The sequence below is a fragment of the Desulfothermus okinawensis JCM 13304 genome (assembly GCF_054654515.1).
Genome location: NZ_BAAIEW010000014.1, coordinates 35,759 through 54,965, shown reverse-complemented (window position 1 = coordinate 54,965; position 19,207 = coordinate 35,759). Strand labels below are relative to the sequence as shown.

At 36.1% G+C, this 19,207-nt stretch carries 20 protein-coding genes; 4 read left to right on the top strand and 16 right to left on the bottom strand.

What is annotated here, in order from left to right; translation table 11 throughout:
* The first annotated feature begins 4 nt into the window (after positions 1-4).
* Both ACYQ0O_RS07035 and ACYQ0O_RS07030 read left to right on the top strand, forming a co-directional pair.
* Positions 5-1,657, top strand: coding sequence for a class I adenylate-forming enzyme family protein (locus tag ACYQ0O_RS07035; protein WP_459891729.1), 1,653 nt, complete (start codon positions 5-7; stop codon positions 1,655-1,657).
* A 200-nt stretch (positions 1,658-1,857) separates the two neighbouring features.
* Complete coding sequence (locus ACYQ0O_RS07030; protein ID WP_459891728.1) at positions 1,858-2,988, top strand: MFS transporter; 1,131 nt, start codon at positions 1,858-1,860, stop codon at positions 2,986-2,988.
* 3 nt (positions 2,989-2,991) lie between these two features.
* On the opposite strand, the gene ACYQ0O_RS07025 is transcribed toward ACYQ0O_RS07030, so the two are convergent.
* The 3 genes from ACYQ0O_RS07025 to ACYQ0O_RS07015 form a co-directional block, all read right to left on the bottom strand.
* Complete coding sequence (locus ACYQ0O_RS07025) at positions 2,992-3,732, bottom strand: lysophospholipid acyltransferase family protein (RefSeq protein WP_459891726.1); 741 nt, start codon at positions 3,730-3,732, stop codon at positions 2,992-2,994.
* A 176-nt stretch (positions 3,733-3,908) separates the two neighbouring features.
* Positions 3,909-4,523 (bottom strand): cytochrome b/b6 domain-containing protein, encoded by a 615-nt coding sequence (locus ACYQ0O_RS07020; protein ID WP_459891725.1) that lies wholly within the window; start codon positions 4,521-4,523, stop codon positions 3,909-3,911.
* A 1-nt stretch (position 4,524) separates the two neighbouring features.
* Positions 4,525-6,072: a tetrathionate reductase family octaheme c-type cytochrome gene (locus ACYQ0O_RS07015; RefSeq protein WP_459891724.1), complete on the bottom strand. Its 1,548-nt coding sequence runs from the start codon at positions 6,070-6,072 to the stop codon at positions 4,525-4,527.
* 331 nt (positions 6,073-6,403) lie between these two features.
* Between ACYQ0O_RS07015 and ACYQ0O_RS07010 the strand changes: the two genes are divergently transcribed.
* Positions 6,404-7,003: an Lcl C-terminal domain-containing protein gene (locus ACYQ0O_RS07010; protein WP_459891723.1), complete on the top strand. Its 600-nt coding sequence runs from the start codon at positions 6,404-6,406 to the stop codon at positions 7,001-7,003.
* A 36-nt stretch (positions 7,004-7,039) separates the two neighbouring features.
* Here the strand turns inward: ACYQ0O_RS07010 and ACYQ0O_RS07005 are convergent, their stop codons facing one another.
* The 12 genes from ACYQ0O_RS07005 to ACYQ0O_RS06950 all read right to left on the bottom strand — a co-directional run bounded on the left by ACYQ0O_RS07005 (position 7,040) and on the right by ACYQ0O_RS06950 (position 16,979).
* Positions 7,040-7,456 (bottom strand): type II toxin-antitoxin system VapC family toxin, encoded by a 417-nt coding sequence (locus tag ACYQ0O_RS07005; protein WP_075068062.1) that lies wholly within the window; start codon positions 7,454-7,456, stop codon positions 7,040-7,042.
* Complete coding sequence (locus ACYQ0O_RS07000; RefSeq protein ID WP_459891722.1) at positions 7,449-7,628, bottom strand: hypothetical protein; 180 nt, start codon at positions 7,626-7,628, stop codon at positions 7,449-7,451. Before ACYQ0O_RS07000 ends, ACYQ0O_RS07005 begins: the two co-directional genes overlap by 8 nt.
* Before the next feature lie 105 nt (positions 7,629-7,733).
* Positions 7,734-9,011 (bottom strand): tRNA (guanosine(37)-N1)-methyltransferase TrmD, encoded by a 1,278-nt coding sequence (gene trmD, locus ACYQ0O_RS06995; RefSeq protein WP_459891721.1) that lies wholly within the window; start codon positions 9,009-9,011, stop codon positions 7,734-7,736.
* Positions 9,012-9,047: 36 nt separating this feature from the next.
* Positions 9,048-9,587, bottom strand: a complete 540-nt coding sequence (rimM, locus tag ACYQ0O_RS06990) for a ribosome maturation factor RimM (RefSeq protein ID WP_459891720.1) — start codon at positions 9,585-9,587, stop codon at positions 9,048-9,050.
* 3 nt (positions 9,588-9,590) lie between these two features.
* Entirely contained in the window at positions 9,591-9,824 is a 234-nt protein-coding gene (locus ACYQ0O_RS06985) for a KH domain-containing protein (protein ID WP_459875146.1), read from the bottom strand.
* Between the two features lie 74 nt (positions 9,825-9,898).
* A complete protein-coding gene (gene rpsP, locus ACYQ0O_RS06980; RefSeq protein WP_459891719.1) occupies positions 9,899-10,150 on the bottom strand; it encodes a 30S ribosomal protein S16 in 252 nt (83 codons plus the stop codon).
* An 85-nt stretch (positions 10,151-10,235) separates the two neighbouring features.
* A complete protein-coding gene (gene ffh / locus ACYQ0O_RS06975) occupies positions 10,236-11,693 on the bottom strand; it encodes a signal recognition particle protein (protein WP_459891718.1) in 1,458 nt (485 codons plus the stop codon).
* Between the two features lie 125 nt (positions 11,694-11,818).
* On the bottom strand, positions 11,819-12,151 hold the full coding sequence (locus ACYQ0O_RS06970) for a type II toxin-antitoxin system PemK/MazF family toxin (RefSeq protein ID WP_075068060.1): 333 nt from the start codon (positions 12,149-12,151) through the stop codon (positions 11,819-11,821).
* Complete coding sequence (locus ACYQ0O_RS06965) at positions 12,133-12,339, bottom strand: hypothetical protein (RefSeq protein WP_459891717.1); 207 nt, start codon at positions 12,337-12,339, stop codon at positions 12,133-12,135. The genes ACYQ0O_RS06970 and ACYQ0O_RS06965 overlap by 19 nt, the downstream gene beginning before the upstream one ends.
* A 25-nt stretch (positions 12,340-12,364) precedes the next feature.
* Positions 12,365-13,555, bottom strand: coding sequence for a pyridoxal phosphate-dependent aminotransferase (locus ACYQ0O_RS06960; RefSeq protein ID WP_459891716.1), 1,191 nt, complete (start codon positions 13,553-13,555; stop codon positions 12,365-12,367).
* 14 nt (positions 13,556-13,569) lie between these two features.
* Positions 13,570-14,958, bottom strand: a complete 1,389-nt coding sequence (locus tag ACYQ0O_RS06955) for a sigma-54 interaction domain-containing protein (protein ID WP_459891715.1) — start codon at positions 14,956-14,958, stop codon at positions 13,570-13,572.
* 56 nt (positions 14,959-15,014) lie between these two features.
* Complete coding sequence (locus ACYQ0O_RS06950; RefSeq protein WP_459891714.1) at positions 15,015-16,979, bottom strand: HD domain-containing phosphohydrolase; 1,965 nt, start codon at positions 16,977-16,979, stop codon at positions 15,015-15,017.
* A gap of 162 nt (positions 16,980-17,141) precedes the next feature.
* Here ACYQ0O_RS06950 and larB point away from each other — a divergent pair, with 162 nt between their 5' ends.
* Positions 17,142-17,894, top strand: a complete 753-nt coding sequence (larB, locus tag ACYQ0O_RS06945) for a nickel pincer cofactor biosynthesis protein LarB (protein ID WP_459891713.1) — start codon at positions 17,142-17,144, stop codon at positions 17,892-17,894.
* 40 nt (positions 17,895-17,934) lie between these two features.
* Here larB and ACYQ0O_RS06940 read toward each other — a convergent pair whose 3' ends face one another.
* On the bottom strand, positions 17,935-19,200 hold the full coding sequence (locus ACYQ0O_RS06940) for a class II fructose-bisphosphate aldolase (protein ID WP_459891712.1): 1,266 nt from the start codon (positions 19,198-19,200) through the stop codon (positions 17,935-17,937).
* Positions 19,201-19,207: the final 7 nt, after the last annotated feature.

Below are 19,207 nucleotides of genomic sequence, written 5' to 3'. Positions count from 1 at the left end.
TTAAATGATACTTGCACCAAAACAGAGATTAGATGAATATACCCAAAAAGGTTGGTGGGGAACAACCACTTTGATTGATTATTTTGAAAAACACTCAGTGGACTTTCCTGATAAAACTGCAATAGTGGACCCTTACAACAAGGAAGATCTAGTTGGAACATCTCCGCAAAGGGTTTCATATGATGAATTCAAAAAGGCAACTGACTCCATTGCCACAGCTCTCATAGAAATGGGGATAGAAAAAGACCATATAATCATGGTCCAGATACCAAATTGTTGGGAGCTTGCTGCCCTATATATTGGTATAGCAAAGGCAGGGGCAATAACCAGCCCTACACCAATGCAGTGGAGAAAAAAAGAACTCTCTTATATTGCTAGTCTAACAAATGCAAAGTTAATCATAACAGTGGATGATTTCAAGGGATTTAAACACAAAGATTTGGCAAGTCAGTTAAAAAAAGAGCATTCATCAATAAAGGATGTGCTGACCTATAATGATCTGAAAAATATTTTGAAAACACCCCCTGACTATGAGCGCATAAAGAAAATAAACATAGATGCAAATGACATATTCACCATATGCTGGACCTCTGGTACTGAATCAGATCCCAAGGGTTGTCCTTTAAGTCACAATAATTGGATTAACCAGGCGCTTATTCAAAAAGACTCTGTTGGGCTCTCAGAAGATACAATATACATAACTGCAGGCCCCCTGGTAAATATGGCAGCCATTGGCACCACCTATATGCCCTGGATAGTCCATGGGGGCACTTTTGTGCTCCACCATCCCTTTGACTTTGAGTTGTATCTTAAACAGATAATACAAGAAAAGGTGCATTATACCCTGATGGTTCCAGCAATTGCCAATATAATTGTAAAGCACCCAAAATCAAAGGAGTTTGACCTTAGTTCCCTAAAGTACATCACCCTTGGCTCAGCTGCCCCTTCCCTCTACACCATGAAGGAGTTTAAAAGACGTTGGAATATTGATGTGGGAAATATCTGGGGACAAAATGAGGGAACAGGCATAATTGCAGGGGTAAAAGATGTCCCAGATATAGAAAAAAGGGTGGATCATTTCCCGTTTTATGGGAGACCTGGGACAAAATGGTCATCTGATATATTAAATGAAAGGTTAAAATTAAAGTTGGTTGACCCTGCAACAGGAAAGGAGGTAGACAAGGTAGGAGATGTAGGAGAACTTGCATACAAGGGCCCAAATGTTATTCCCTGTTATTTTAAACGACCAGATATCACAGAAAAATCTTTTGATGAAGATGATTATTTTTACACTGGAGACCTATTTGTTATAAAAGACGAAAAATACATTGGTTTTTTTGAGAGGAAAAAAGACATTATAGTTAGGGGAGGTTTTAACATCAGTACCCAGGAGGTGGAAAATGCAATATTAGCCCACCCCAAAATAGCTGAAGTTGCTGTTGTGGGATATCCAGATGAAGTGTTAGGCGAAAGGGGTTGTGCCTTTGTGGTTCCAGTTAAAGGTGAAACAGTGACATTAGATGAACTATGCACCTTTTTAGAAGAAATGGGACTTGCTAAATACAAGTTCCCTGAAAAACTAAAGATTATAGACTCCCTTCCCAGAAATCCAGTGGGCAAAATCCTAAAAAGGGAATTAAAAAAACATGTGAACTAAATTATAATAAAGGGCCGTGGAAAATTCCACGGCCTTTGACTAGGGTTAAAAGTGTTCTCGAACAAATATGTTGAGTCCTGGATTCCTTAAAAAACGAAGTTAGGCAAGATAAAAAGGGGAAATACATACACAAAAACCTTAAAGTTAGACCGCTTTTAATTCCCTTGAAATTCAAATGGATAAAAATTATCTAACTCCCCATGAACATTTTATATCTGTTCCATTTCCTGAGATTTTCAATGCTATTTCCTATCCTTCCCCTATATTGCGAACACCTTCATTTTTCCCCAGCCTTGATTGGAATAATAGTCAGCGCACACAGCCTTCTTTCCATCCCACTAGCAATACCCCTTGGACGGATAATGGATAGACTCTCACCTCTATTCGGGATAAAATTGGGATTTTTCCTGAACTTTGCCTCTTCAGCCCTGCTAATCCTATACAAAAACCTATTTGGGGTTATTACCTCCCAATTAATCGGTGGTCTCGGATTTTTACTTATTGTAGTGGGAGCTCAAACACTAATTTCTTCAAATACAGATTTCACAGAAAAGGCGAAGGGATTTGGAGATCTGGCACTATTTGGCTCAATTGGACAGGGCATTGGACCATATTTAGGTGGAATTATTGTAAAGTATTATAGCTTTGAACTTCTTTTTTTAATTACCATATTGTTTAGTTTGCCAGGGATATTTTTAAGGCATGATGAAAAAAAAGGGATTTTATCTAATCCTGATAAAAATATTTCTCTTTTTAAAGAAATACATAATATTTTACACAACACCAATCTTATTTTAATACTTTTATTTACATCAATAGCTGTATTTATCACCACACTTAGAAGTTCTTTTTTGCCTATTTTTTTGAAAAACAACAACTATGAACCAGATATTATTGGTATACTTATATCTATTTTTTCAATTACAATGTCTGTGTTGAGAATCTTTATATCAAGGATTTTTAAGGTTATTGACTTAAATAAACTACTTTACCTAACTCTGTTTTTATTTTCTATAGGCCTTTTAATTATTCCATTAAGAAATGATTTGATCACCATAGCCATTGGAATCTCTTTATGGGGATTGGGATTTGGCATATCTCAGCCACTTAGTATGTTACTTATATCTGAGAATATCCAGGAGGATAAATCTGGGCTTGGTATGGGTATTAGATTTACTGCTATAACTACCTCTGCATTTATAGCACCTATTATATTTGGCCTTATAACAGAATATCTAGATATAAAGTATGATTTTTATCTATCATCAGTCATTTGTCTTTTATTTATAGTAACTTTAATAACATATGACTTTAGAAAGAGCCCAAAATAGATTTTAGCTCTCTTTTATGTGGGGAAGCATAATATTTCTAACCATTTCAGATATCTCGTCTATATTCATATCTTTAAATTTTTCATATGGTATTTCATCTAAAACCTTAATGGTAAATTCATGTATTCCATGAAACTTTAATGTATATTTGGGTAAAGCTGCCCTGGTACCATTTATTACCACTGGAAGTATAGGCACCTTCATCCTTTTTGCAAGCACAAATGCCCCGGGCTTAAATTTTTGCAATTTTCCATCTGGAGATCTGGTTCCTTCTGGGAAGATAAATATGGAATTTCCCTTTGCAATTAACTCTTCACACCTTTTAAACATCTCTGCAATACTCTTTTTATCTCCTCTCTTTAGTTTTACATAACCGTTTAACCTCATATTCCAGCCAATAAAGGGGAGGCGAAATACTTCAGCCTTTGAAATCCACTTAAAATGACAAAAAAGTAAAAAGGACACCACAATATCCAGGTGAGACTGATGATTGGCAACAATAACATACACCTTGTTTTTGTCTATCTTGTGCCTGTCAATTGCACGAGCCTTCCAAACAGGTAATGTCCAGAGATAAAAAGATGCCCAAAAACAGGTAAACTGATGTAGGATCTTTTTGTTTTTATCAAAGGGAAGGGTAAAAAGCCATATAAATAAGGCAATTATAAAAAAAAATGCAGAAGTAATTCCAATATAAAGAATCACCAGATAAGCTATTAAACGATCCCTTAGCTCTCTATTCATTTTCCCAAAACTCCTATTTACCTTGGATATAAAAAGATTAAACACACAACCCTGTGTTCTCTTGGGAGGGAACCCAAGAAAGTGTAGATGTGATAACAATAATATTAGTAGATGGCAATAGATAAGGGTTTAGCCCAGGTCAGAAAAACCTGGGCCTAACATAAAAAAATGAAATGTTAACTAGAGAGTTCTTCTATTTCTTCATATCCTGTAAACATAGATTTAATGTGGGCAAAGACAGTATCACCAGTGGTGGTCATATAAATATGTATTACTAAAAAATGTAAAATTATAAAAGCAAATAGGGTATGGATAAATGCCACAGTATCTAAGGAACTGAAAATAGCAAGTCCTCCTAATTTGGGCCATGTGTGATAAGTATAATAATAAATTCCAGATAAAATCTGAATTGGCAAAAATATAGAGGCAAGTATAAGGTATACTATCCTCTGCAAGGGATTGTGTTTATGGTCCCTGGTTTTGTGAAATGGATGGCTCTCTCCCTTGAAAATTCCATAAGAATAAAAACGAATGACATCAAACATCTTCTTTGTAGTTGGTATATACTGTTTCCATTCTCCAGTGACAAAAAGCCAAAATACAAACAGGAAAAATAGCCCAAGCCAGGTTAGACCACAAAAATTATGTATAGTTACCGCCCTCTTATAACCCAATAAGGAATAAGTACCGTGAATTTCAAAACCTGTTATTAACAATACAATTATGAGTATGGCCTGTAGCCAGTGCCATAGACGTTCAAATCTGGTAAATAAATATATTCTTTTCTTCATCTTATCCCCTCCTTTTACCTAAAATTAGTCTGCCAAGGCCATGCATAATTACGCCTATTAAGGTCAGTATTATAATTGTCCACGCCAGATTATCTAAAATTCCAAACCTATCTCTACCTGGCAGATACACACCTTTTATATTCTTTAATCTACCATTTTGAGTATGACATTCTATGCATTTTACTGCATTTTCTTTTGGAGCAACCATGTGTGTTATTGGAAAAGCAAAGGAGGTCTTAACAAATCCATATTCTCCACTATATGGGATTCCCACAATCTCACATCCATGTTTTATTGCCTTTTGCCAGTCTAAACTGATCCAAAACCCATCTTCCACAGACAATAGAGGTGGAACAAGATTTTTGTATTTTTTGTCATATGGTTGGTTCCCTCTATGGATTTTAAAGGGATATATCCTTGAATTTTTATCATTTGGAGAACCCAAAGGCCAACGAAGTGCTACTTCATGGGTGGGATCAATTTTGTCTTTAACAGTTAGGGATTCCATGGTCCCATTATACCAAAAATATTCAGGAATCACATTCTTTGCCCATTTTTTATCACCCCTAATAGTGGTATAAATAGGCTTGCCCAATGGTCCTGTTTTTCTTATCTGTTTTCCATTTTTTGTCTTTCCAGCAGTGGACCAATCCCACCACATCTCTGTTGGTTTTTTTCTGGCAAATGCAGGAATATGACATGTCTGGCATGCAACTTTTTCAGTATGACCATTTATGATATCGTCTTTATGGGGAGTTTTTGTATGACAGGAAACACAGGTAATTTTAGAGGCCTTATCATCTTCTATAAGAGACTTTCTCTCCTTTACTGCTGGACGTTCGTAATATCTACCTGCAACGTTATGTTCAATAGTTGTATGGCACCTAACACAAGAAAAGTTTCCACCATCCACTCCCATATGGACATCTAGATCTCTTTTGGGATTTATTAATGAAGTGTCCAAATCTCCATGTTTCACCCCATCACCACCACCACCATTAAAGTGACATTCTCCACAATTTCTCCTGGTGGGAGTCCCTACTTTTACAATATTTTCCATGATTGTGTTCTTTATATCCTGGGCCATCTCCTGAGAATCCCTATCCTTTGACTTAGAAAAAAACAAATAGTCTTTCATATCACTGGAAATATCTTCTTTGGTCTGGAGGTGACATTTAAAGCAATTGATACCATCCTCTTTGCCCCTCCAACCAATATGACAATTTGAACACTCTTCATCATACATAAAATTAGTGGATATACAGAAATTATTTGCAGTATACGCACCCTTTCCCTTTAGGCCTTTTTTGTCCTGCCACGTCCAGTGAAAGGTCTTATATACTTGTTTATCAGCAAGATTATGACATTTTAAACACTTTTTTGTTAAATCTGCACCATCTTTAAAATCTTCTTTTAATTCCTTAAATTTTGAATGGTCTGCGGTAATGGACGGATCTTTGTGTTTGACCATTCCCCATGCCTGTGGCGTAAAAAGAAAAAAAATTGCCATCATTATCAATGGTAATTTTGTTGAATGATTTCCTTCCATTAATAAGCCCTCCCAATATTATTTGTTGAATTAATCCTATACAAAAACTATCTTTAATTGTGTGAATAGGAACTCTTAAATATACGATTAAAAACTCAACAAATCAAATATGTTAACTATTTTTTCTTCATACAATAGCCCCCTTAAAATATTTAACTATATTAATCTTTCATAATATTACCTTTCAAGACCAAAATGTCATAATAATAAATCAAAAAATTTTCAAGAATTAAGTTGAAAAAAATAAAAATTAAATTATAATGAAAGTAATTTTCAATAATATCAAATATAAAAACCATTTATTATTAACTTTATATTAGGAGGTGCAGTCATGAAAATACACCAAAAACTTATTTTTTACAGTATAATTATTGCTATTATTTGCGTCCTTATCCCAGGTGTCATCTTAGCACAAAAAATAAAATGTTACAATCAGTGTACTGAAACAGTTTGTCCCAAGCCAGAAAAAGGTGAAAAGTTTTATGGATATGGACAAAAATATGATGATCTTCTGAAATTTTTGGACAGAAAAAAAATCAAGGGAGATTTGGTAGTAATCGATTCAAAGACCAACCTCATGTGGCAGCAGTCCACAGCAGACATAGATGGGGATGGGCAGGTATGTCATATTGACAAGACCACCTGGGACAGGGCCAAAGAATATTGTGAGCATCTCAGTCTTGCTGGTTTTACTGACTGGAGACTCCCCACAATATTTGAATTATTTAGCATAGTTTCACCAAAAGGAGGGGGCAACCCAGTAATAAATGCATGTTGTTTTCAATGCAGGATCTGTTCTTACTGGAGTTCAACACCAGTCAAAGGACAGAAAGAATATGTATGGGAAATCTATTTATATAATGGAAATGCCTATTGGGCAGATAAGACCAGCAGACGTTATGTGCTCTGTGTTCGCAATATTAAAAAATAGATGGTTAGAACCAGCTTAATACCTTTTGAAAAAAATTCAAATTTGCATAATTTTTATCTCAGATATACGCATAAAATCATGGATATTCTTGGTAGCAATTGTTGAAATACCATATGCAAGTCCTATACTCGCTATCTCTAAATCATGTATCCATAATCCCTTGGGATTGTATTTCTTAACTAAATTTTGAAATAAGCTAAATGTTATGGGGGTTGGATATAAGACTGTAGTCGAAGACAAAAGACCCTCAAGGAGTTCTAAACACTTATATGATGGAAGACTAACCTCACTGTGTCTGGTTAATACTACTAAAAATTCTGAGATGTTTTTTGAAGTAGTAAACAGTCTAATTGTGGGATCTGAGAATAAAGCCAGAGCTCCTTTATGAAATTTAGAATCAGCATCAACAGCATATATCAAAACATTTGTATCCAGGAGAACCAATTTACTCATATGCAATTTTTCTAATATTTAAATTGTCAAATCTTCCCTTGAAATGGACTGTTTTAATTTTTTTTTCTCGATCTTTATTGTCTTTTAATATCTGAATATATTGTTGAAGTTGAAGTAAATAAATTTCGGGCAAGGAATCTATTTCCTTTTTTATTTTTTCTTTTAACTCCATACAACCATTCCTTTTGTTAACCAAAAAGCATTTAAAAATATAGTAATCCAAAAAGAAAGGATTTATCAATAAAAAATTTTAATTGAATTTAGCTAAACTAGATATTTAAAAACAATCTCCCAGGATCCTGTCAATTGTTATTGATACTGCGGACCGAACCGAGAGATGTCGATATCTATCAAATGCCCTGATTGGTTTTAAAATTCCATTTGCCATCTTCATAACCCTTTTTGACAGGCCATGACCAGTTCCAAATAGAAGCAATATAGGTCTTTTCTGTAACATCTCCCTGACATTTGAAAAACTAAGATACCCTTCATCCCGTGCACTGGTTGTAACTATATAGGGTTTTACACCAGTACATTCTGTTATCTGGGCAATAGCCTTTTCAATGGAATCCACAATCCTGACCAATTTAAGCGCCATTTCCCTGTCTGGATTTGCGCCTTTTCCAGGGCCGTTTGTCCAGTGATTTATAAGCCTAGAGGCAAGATCTTTTTGATCCTCAATTGGGGTAATCAAAAAATACCTGTTAATGGAATAAGTTTTACATACTCTGGCGATATCGTGGATATCCAGGTTGGTTAGGGAAACAGCACACTCTTTTCCATCTTTATTTAATACAGGATAATGAACAAGACCAACATAGAGATTTCTGCCTAAAAAAAGAGACTTGTTCTCTCTAAGATATGCATAATCCGAGGGTGTAAGGTCTGCTAATGTAAGCAACTCCGGTCTATATTTAAATGTTTCCATTAGACACTTATGCCTTCTCCACTCATAAATCTCTTTGTGGTTCCCAGATAAAAGGACTTCTGGCACCTTATACCCCATAAATTCAGCTGGTCTGGTATAGTGTGGATGTTCAATTAAATAAGAGGAAAAACTCTCATATTCTGTTGATTCTGTTTTCCCCATAAAATCTGGAATTAGTCTAGAGATTGCTTCAATCATTGAAAGGCAGGCAGCTTCACCACCATTTAAAACAAAGTCGCCAACAGATATCCTCTCAACATCAAAAATTTCCTCTATTCTCTCGTCAATACCTTCATACCTCCCACAAATAAAGGTAATAGTGGTGAGTTTACTGAGCTCCTCTGCCTTTTTTTGATTAAAGACCTTACCCCTTGGAGATAGCAAAATCATCTTGCCTGGATCTTTAATGTTCTTTAAGGCCTTATACAGAGGTTCTACCATCATTACCATACCAGGACCACCACCATAGGGCCTATCATCAACACTTCTGTGTGCATTGGTAGCAAAATCCCTTGGATTAAAAAAAGAAAAAGAAATAATTTTTTTATCAATAGCTTTTTTTAAAAGACTTGTATTTAAGGGAGAGGTAAAAAATTCAGGAAAGATGGATATTATATTAAAATGCATAAAATCATGCCTTAGGTAAGATAAAAAGATGAGACTTTATGGTTCAAAACCGTATATTTCTAAAAGGCCTGCAGGTGGATCAATGATAATTTCTTCCTTTTCCACATCTAGCTTTATAACAAACTCATCTATAGCTGGAAATAGGATTTCATTATCATCCCTATCTACTATCTCCCATATTTCCTGGGGATATTTTTTCACATCTTTAACAATACCAACAAAGATACCGTCCGGTAAATATACCCTGCAACCAATAATATCTGCAAAAAATACCTCATCATCTTCTTTGGGTATGTCTTCTCTTAAGGCAAGGAGTTTTGCCCCCCGCCATTTTTCAGCCTCGTCTCTGTCCTTTACATCCTTTAGCTTAACGAGAACAAATTTCCCATGCTCTCTTACCTTAAAAACAGAAAATTCTTGAGCTTCTCTTCCATTTAACTTAAGAAAGACCCTCTTTAATTTATCAAAAACTAAAGGGGAATCAGCATAGCTGGCTATACTGAGTTCCCCTTTTAATCCATGGGGTTTTCTAACCCTACCCAGAACCAAGTATCTGGATCTGGATCCTTTTTTCATAAGCTATTCCAATATCTCCAATACAACTCTTTTTTGAACCTTTGTTGATACTGCCCCCAAGATAGTCCTAATTGCTCTAGCAGTACGTCCCTGTCTTCCAATTACCTTACCAAGGTCCTCCTTGGCAACCCTAAGCTCAATTACCGATGTCTGTTCCCCTTCAATTTCAGTAACTTGTACTGCATCAGGGTTGTCGACCAAAGCCTTTGCAATGTACTCAACTAATTCTTTGAACATAACCTACCTCCACAACTACATCTGAGATTTAACAAAAGGATTACAAAAAACAACTAAACCAAATTTTGAAAATTTTAGTTCTCCTTGTAAAAACCAACCTTCCTAAGTAGAGACTTAACTGTTTCTGTTGGCTGCGCACCCTTAGAAAACCAGAACTTAACCTTTTCTAAATCAATTTTGATTTCTGCTGGATCCACCATGGGATTATAATACCCCAGATAGTCAAGTGCCCTGCCTTCCCTCTTGCGCAAGCTATCAATAGCCACAACTCTGTAAAATGGTCTCTTTTTTGAACCCAATCTAGTTAACCTGATCTTCACTGCCATATCTTATCTACCCCCCAAAAAAATAATGAATTATGATTATAACCACTTTCAAACCAAAAGGCAACACCAACCAACTACCATTTTTCTACTTTTTCCTCTTGGACCTCTTCTTTTGCTTTTTCTTCTTTTTTCTATCTTTTTTCTTTTTGGTAAAAAAACTTTTTGGCAGGCTATTTCCTGAATCAGCACCACCCAATGGATTTCCAAATGGATTTACACCCATTCCTGGAACCATACCCTTTTTTTTGGTCTTTCCAGCAAGCTTCTTCACCATCTTTTGCATCTGATTAAAATTTTTAAGGAGCTGATTTACATCAGCAACAGTGGTTCCGCTTCCCTTAGCAATTCTCTCTTTCCTGGAATTATTTATAATCTTAGGATTTTTTCTCTCCTGGATGGTCATTGAATTTATGATGGCCTCAACCTTTTTGAGTTCCTTCTCAGGCATCTTGGCCTGTTTTAGTTGCTCCCTTACCTTACCCATTCCAGGGATAAGCTTCATAATCCCTTCAAGGGATCCTAACTTTTTTATTCTTCTTAGTTGACTCCTAAAATCCTCTAAATCAAACTTTGCCTGTAAAAATTTTTCTTCTAAGTCCTCAACATCTTCGTCTGCAAATGCCTTTTCTGCCTTTTCAATTAAGGTTAAGACATCTCCCATTCCAAGGATTCTTGATGCCACCCTATCAGGATGAAATACTTCTAAATCCTTTAATTTTTCACCAACACCTACAAACTTTATTGGTTTATTTATAATGGACCTAATGGATAGTGCAGCTCCACCCCTGGCATCACCTTCTAACTTGGTCAGTACCACTCCAGTAATATCCAGCCTATCATTGAAGCTCTGGGCAATATTTACAGCATCCTGACCAGTCATTGCATCAGCAACAAGCAAGATCTCCTGAGGCAATACAGCTCTTTTTATTCGAACAAGCTCTTCCATTAAAACTTCATCAATATGAAGCCTACCAGCAGTATCTATAATCACCACATCTAAAAAATTCTTGCTCGCTGTAGAGATTGCCCCTTTTGCTATCTCAACTGGATCCATATCTGGAGTGGATTCAAAGCAAGGGACATCTACCTCCTTGGATAGTTTAAATAATTGATCAATTGCAGCAGGACGATATACGTCTGCTGGAACTAAATATGGTTTCTTTTTTTGAGATTTTAAATAAAGGGCAAGCTTTGCAGCTGTGGTTGTCTTACCAGATCCCTGGAGGCCAACTAACATTATGACAGATGGAATTTTAGTGAGATTTAGGGGTTCAGCAACTCCTCCCAAAAGTTCTATTAATTCTTCATGTACTATCTTTACTATTTGTTGGCCAGGGGTTAGGCTCTTTAATACTTCCTGACCAACTGCCCTCTCCCTGACCTTTTCTATAAAGTCCTTGACAACTTTATAGTTTACATCTGCCTCTAAAAGGGCAAGCCTGACTTCCCTTAACCCATCCTGAATATTCTTTTCATCAAGGGTTCCTTTACCCTTTAATTTAGAAAAAATTCCATCCAGTCTTTCTGATAAACTGTCAAACATAGAATACCCACTTTGAGATTTATCTTTGTTGTTCTAAAAACCCAAGCCCACTTGCTTAAATCAATTGTCATAATATGTCAAATATACTCTCCTTAGACAGATTTGTTCACTCTATAAGAAATACCTTAAAGAATTTCTATACAAATTTTAAATCTTCTCAACAAATTTTGACAAACAATTTTCTTCCTTTCTTCTGATAAAGAAGTTAACCTTCTTCTAATTCTATTTTTAGATACTGTAAAAACATAATTTAACTTTAAAACACTATCTACTATTAGGCCCTCATTCCTTGGAATTAAAATACCTTCCACTTTTCTGTTACTTGTAATACCAGCAATTACCACATTATTAAATTCTTCAAACAAGACTAATGACGGCCTTAATTTCGTCTCAAGTTTATCTGTAAATGGAACTTCTACCAGAACGATGTCACCAAATTTTAAATCATTTTCTCCCATATCATATCTTCCTCATTATCCCACAATTCTCTCATTTTCTCCATTTGAGCCTGTTCCATATCTCTTTGAAAAATAAAATTCTCGATTAGCCTCCTTAAAAAATCTTGCATAGTCTCATCATCTTTTTTTAAACAGTTAATTATCATTATTAAATCCTGCGATAAAGGAATATATCCTATGTCTTGCATGTCAACCTCCTGATATCATAAAGGGTTAGGACATGACCCTGTCAAAGGCCCTCTTAAAACCCGTGGCAGAATTTTCTATTGTCTTCTCAGACACACAAAAAGACAGTCTAAAATATCCACCCCTCCCAAATCCAGAACCTGGTACTGCCAAAATTCTCTCCTCCTGCAAGATCTTTATAAATTCAACTTCATCTGGTATTGGTGACTTTGGAAAAAAATAAAATCCACCCTTTGGCATGAGAAAATCATATCCTGCATTTTTGAGTACATTAGCCATGATATCCCTTCTCTTTTCATAAATAGAAATATCTACAGTTTCACCAAGTGCAAAGTCTAATATCTTCTGCCCTATTGTAGGGGCGTTTACATAACCAAGTATTCTATTTACAAAGATAAGACCATTCATGAGTTCATCTTTACCCTGAAGATCAGGACATAGGGCCACATACCCAATACGCTCACCAGCAAGGGATAGGTTCTTTGAAAAAGAGCTCACGATTATAGAATTTTTATAACATTTAAATACTGAAGGACACTTGAGTCCATTGTAAGTCAAGAACCTATATGGCTCATCTGAAATCAAATAAATTGGTCTCTCAAATTTTTCTGAATATTTTGTAAGTAAATTACCCAACTGCTTAAGCTGTGACTCACTATATACTTGACCTGTTGGATTATTTGGAGAATTTATTAAAACTCCACGTACATTTTCTGAGAGCGCCTCTTCTATTTTTTCAAGGTCAATTTCAAAGTTATCCTTTGTTTCAACAACTTTGACCTTTGCTTTATGGTTAGATAAATAGAATCCATACTCAACAAAATAGGGAGACAGACAGATGATTTCCTCACCAGCCTCTAAAATACATCTAAATAGACAATTGAGCCCACCAGCAGCACCACAGGTGAGCATTACATCTGAGGCTGAAATTTCCCTTCCCTGTTCCTGAGATAGATATTTAGCAAGCTTTTCTCTAGTCTGAGGGGACCCTGCATTTGGCATATAGCCAAAAACATATGGTCTATCTGCATAACTGGCTATCTCCATTAGGGCCTCTTTGACCTTTTTTGGTGGAGGAAGATCTGGATTGCCTAAACTAAAGTCATATACCTTGTCCTCACCATACTTCTTTTTTAGCTCAAGACCTGTCTCAAACATCTTCCTGATCCAGGAACTTTTCTCTAAAAACTGACTCACTTCTTTAGTCAAATATCTCATATTCTTTGCTCCTTTTACAGTGTAATTCCCTGTTCTCTTAGTTTATTTAATTTATTCCTAAGTGTCCTAACTGAGATACCAAGTAATTCCGCTGCCCTTGTCCTATTCCCCCTGGTCTTCTCTAAACTTTTAATTATCATTTGTTTTTCCAGCTCTTCTAAAGGTAATATCCTGTCTATATTGACACCAGATCTGTCCCTTTGCTCACTTCTTCCATCACCTCTGCAAGACCCCTTGTCAATAAAATCTCCAAGGAGGTCTTCTTCTAAAGACTCCATGAGTAAATGTCTTGGCTCAATGTATGAGTCCTGGGCAATTAACACTGCCCGCTCAATTAAATTCTCTAACTCCCTTATATTCCCTGGCCACTCATATTCTTTTAGCCATAATATAGCCTTATCACTAAAGCCAGGTGTTATGATATTGTATTCTGATGAGAATTTTTCCAAAAAGTAATTGGCAAGTAAAATAACATCATCACCCCTCTCCCTCAGGGGAGGAAGATGAATTGGGATGACATTTAACCTGTAATATAGGTCTTGTCTGAAATTTCCCTGCTCAACATACTCCTTTAGGTTCCTATTTGTTGTGGCAATTATCCGAACGTCAACTTTAATAGGCTGGAGTCCTCCCAATCTATCTATTTCCTTTTCCTGAATCACCCGTAGGAGTTTGGCCTGCAGGGTAAGGTTCATCTCGGAGACCTCATCAAGGAGTATTGTGCCTCCTGAGGCCAGCTCAAACTTACCAGGTTTTGATTTATAGGCACCTGTAAAGGCACCTTTTTCATATCCAAAGAGTTCACTCTCTAAAAGATTTTCAGGAAGTGCAGCACAATTTACAGCCACATAGGGACCTTTTGCCCTTTTACTGTTTAAATGAATGTACTTTGCAATAAGCTCCTTCCCTGTACCAGACTCCCCAGAGATTAAAACCGTTGCATCAGAAGGAGCCACCTTTTTTGCAAGGGCCAGGGCCAATCTTATCTTTTTGTGCTCACCAACAATTTTTATGTATCCATGTCTCCTTTCTCTTTTCCGCCCCCCATCTGTGGTGTCATCCTTAAAAAACACAAGGACCTTTTCCAGGACAATTGGTGATATCCAAAAATCAAACACACCCAGGTCTAAAAATTTTTTTGCCTTTATACTGTCTGCTTTTTCTGAGAAAACCACAACATTGGGAGCATTATCTTTGTTTACTGCCCTTTCTATGAATCCTTCTGGATCTATTTTTTCTAATTCATCTTTAATAACCACCAGTCCAGGACTTCTTTTATCTAACAGGACTTCTATCTCATGCGGGTCACAGCTCACATGAAATTGTATGTGGTTTTCCTTGAGACCATCTATCAAGTGAGCTATATCGTCTAATTCTGAAATAAATAGTACAAATCTCTCCATATTTTTCCTGCAACATGTTAATTTGTAACTCTTTTAAAGGGCAATCTTTCGCATACTTAATCTGAAAAATCAATAGATAGACATGCATCCACTGCATCTGAGTCGTATAATTTCCCCCTGTAAGTTCTTATCTCCTTTAGGGCAGTTTCAATTCCCAGTGAAGGTCTATAGGGCCTGTGTGACGATATGGCATCAACCACGTCTGCCACAGCAAGTATCCTTGCCTCCAGGGGAATCTCGTCTCCCTTTAAACCGTTGGGATACCCTGTTCCATTGAGTCTTTCATGGTGATACAGGACCATCTCTTTTATTGGGCCTACGAACTCAACGTCCTTTAAAATTTCATATCCCACCCGGGGGTGAGTCTTGATTAAGGCGAATTCCTCTGGAGTCAATTTACCCGGTTTTGTCAGTATTTCTGAGGGGATTGCAATCTTTCCCAGGTCGTGAAGAAGTCCACCCATATACAAAATATTTACTGTTTCTTCTTCTAATCCCATTTTTTTGCCAATTTCTACTGCAAGATTGGCAACATTTTTTTGATGTCCAGCAGTATATGGATCCCTTCTCTCAATGGCCAATGCAAGTGAATACACAGTCCCCTCTAACATCCTGTGTATTTTTCTTTGAAAGGTCCTGTGTTCAGTAACGTCTGAGACCAATATGATCCATGTGGGAGATGAATGAGATATATCTAGAGGTTGAACCATTAATTTAAGTATCTTCAAATCTTCACCATTCCCAACCTCTATCTCTACTTCTTTTTTTTGTGAACTAATAAGGTCTCCAATTAAAATATTTTTGAATTTTAATAACTGATTTCTTTCTGAAAATTGTCCAAATTTAGATATTAACCCTTCTCCAATCTTATTGAAAAGTAATACCTTTAGATTATCATCAATTAATATAACTCCTTCTGGAAAATTATACAAAATATTTTGAACAATAGATCTCTCCCTTTCCCTGAGTTCTATGATCCTTAAGAAGGTTATATTTAATTGGGTTACAACAAGATTCAAAAACCTGATTTCTTCATTGGTAAATCTTCCGCTGCTTCGGCCAACACAAAATATCCCCTTATCCATGCCAGCAGGACTGATCTCTATTGGAAATAGAAAAAGTTGAGAAGTATCTTTTACACATTTTATGTTTTTATGCATGGGTGTCTCAATATAGATATCAAATTCATTTTTTTCTACTGCAACATCTCTAGAAATCTCCTTTATCATATTGTCAATTATGTATTTTATCAAATTTTCGCCTAGTACATGATAGGGATAAATAAATATTTTTTTCATATAATCTGAAACTATTAAAATTGAAAAGAAATCATATTCTACACCAAAATGGAGTAAATTACTTACAATTTTTAGTGTTTCTTCATAGGTAGAAGTAAAACTCAGTTGTCTTGACATATTAAGCAATATCTCTAATTCATAGTTCCTTTGTTTGAGTTCTTTTTGAAGTTTTATTTTTGTAATTTTTTGGGTTTCTTCATGTATTATAATCTCAATTATTGAAGATAATTTATCTGATATTTCATTTATAAATTTAATGAAATCCATGGAAAAACCATCTGTGTACCTACTAAAAAATACTATAATTACTTTAATATCCTCTCTGTTAATCAGGGGATAAATATATGTGGATTTTATTCCTCCTTTATATCTAATACTATCCCCCCAATAAGGAGATTTACTTGTATCCCTCACATAGAGAGGAGTGTTTTGTTTGAGCACTACATCTGCATAACTATTCTTATCTAGAGGTAAAAATAGTATATCATCTTCACCATAGAGAGAAAAAATGATTTCATTTAAGTTCTCTTTAAAATCATCCTTTACCCACTCCAGACCACATGTTCTGAACATATTGTATTCAGGGGTCCATAGGAAAACACATGCCCCATCTATTCCAAAATTTTTTTCCAGAAACTCAAAAAAGCCATCTAATTTTTCCTTGGGTTTTCTAGATATCAATAGGTTTGTTGCCTTTGATATGGCAAAGTTTGAATCTACCATTATAATTTCCCTTAAACCTTTTGAATTTTAATGGACATGCTGCAACCCTCTAATCCAGTCCACGGTTGACTAAAAAACTCTAAACATTTAGAGGGGATCATACATGGATATTTATCTTTAGGCAAGATTATTTAAAAATCATAATAAAAAGGAGCAATAAAATTGGACATCAAAAATATTTTAATGGACCTGTCAGTTGGGAATATATCTATTGAAGATGCATACAACTACCTTAAAGACCTACCATTCAAAAGGCTTGATAATGGAGTTTGTATAGACTCCCACAGGGAAATCAGGACTGGTCATGGGGAAATTATTTTTGGTAAAGGAAAAAGTATAGAACAACTGGAAACAATATTATCTTCCAGCGGGGCGGATAAGATATTGGTTACCAAATTAGATAAGGAAATTGGCGAAAAACTGGAAAAGTTTTTCAGTAAAGGGAAATATTATTCCTCACCAAAATCCTTTGTTTTGGGAAAAAAAATCTCTCTTGATCCACCGTGGCAACAAGAAGGTGATGTTATTGTAATAACAGCTGGTGCCTCTGATCTTCCAATTGCATTGGAGGCCTATTTGTGTGCAAAATTTTTTGATCTAGATGTGGGACTAATAACAGATGTAGGAGTGGCTGGAATTCACAGGATTTTCCCATTCTTAGATAAGCTCAGACAGGCCAGGCTCTTAATAGTGGTAGCTGGCATGGAAGGAGCACTGCCCAGTGTAATTGGGGGGCTCACAGGCAAGCCAATACTGGCTGTACCCACATCTGTTGGATATGGAGCAAGTTTTAATGGTATCAGTGCACTTCTGGGGATGCTAAACTCCTGTTCAGGTGGTGTTAGTGTCTTAAATATAGATAATGGATTTGGGGCTGCTTACATGGCTGCCAAGATATTCAATTCCTTTAAATAGAAAAAGGCCACTACAAGGTAGTGGCCCCCATTTTTCTTTCTTAATCGTCATAATCACCACTGCCTTGTTTTTGAGAGGCCTCCATTGCTTTTATTTTTTCAATGCTCCACTGAGATTCATCTTCAATTTTTTCTCCCTTTGGCCCTAAATCATAGGTTTTTGCTTCTAAAATAAGCTTCTTTGCAATATCAGCAGTATCCTTTGCATTGAAAACATCAACCAGTAGATGATATACAAACTCTTCTACATTTTTGGTCATTCTCTCCCTTATCTCAGGTGGTTCTGATAAAAGTGCAGTTTCAAATGGTAGATTTAATTTTTTATAATTTCCACCTCTTATGCCATTTTTCTTTGCATATTCAACCATCTCTTGCCACAGTTCTTCACTAACTCCTTTGTCCTTTTCTTTTATAAATTCACCATTTTCATCTAACTCAGCATTTCCATAGTCATTTACCCGAACACCCCAGGAGATCATCTGAAGTGCTGTTGCAACATTAGCCTTTGTTGTCCTTGTCTTCTGGGCGATTTCTTTTAATCTCTGTGTACTATTTCCAGATGTACCATGTTGGGCACCTGAAACCTTATATGGCTCCAGGGCCTTGTGTATCTCAGCTGTTAAATCTACTTGAATTCCAGCATCTGAGTCCTGGATACCATGGGTTGTACCATTATTCAGTGCAATCCAGTCTGGAAATATTGAATGTGCATTTAAGCCCTTGATTAAAAACAGGGCTTCTTCAGGGGTTGATAGACCCTCTTTTCCCTTTATCTCTCCAACCTCTGTCTCATATCCAGCCCATTTGGGAATATATTGTGATAGTTCTAGATTGGCCAGAAGATTATCCCTATCTGGCAGGTGAGATGCATCTATTGCAATTGAAGTTATCCCAAAATCAAACATAGAGGGAATTTGTTTTCTGGCCTTTTCTATATCTTCCTTGCCCTTAATTGCAAAATGGTCCGCATGGATGGCCACAGGGACTGTTATATTTAACTCATTACAAAGCACATCTACCCTTCTTGCCAGATTCCAGAAATTGGTGGGACAATAAGTTGACTCTGACTTGGCTATTTCCATGATTATTGCAGCATTTGCCCTTTGTGCTGCAAGTAGTGCTCCTCTTATTACAAAATAGTTTCTCCCATTTGCAGCAATGGTCATTGCCTTGCCTTTTTTTAGCATGGCCCTATCTATGACCTTTCCACTGACAATCAAGGCCTTCGAGTTTGGGAACAGTTTTTTTATATTTGGTGGCCTTCCTATCTCAAGGAGCTTTTTATAACTCTCCTGATTATTTTTCATAACTTAC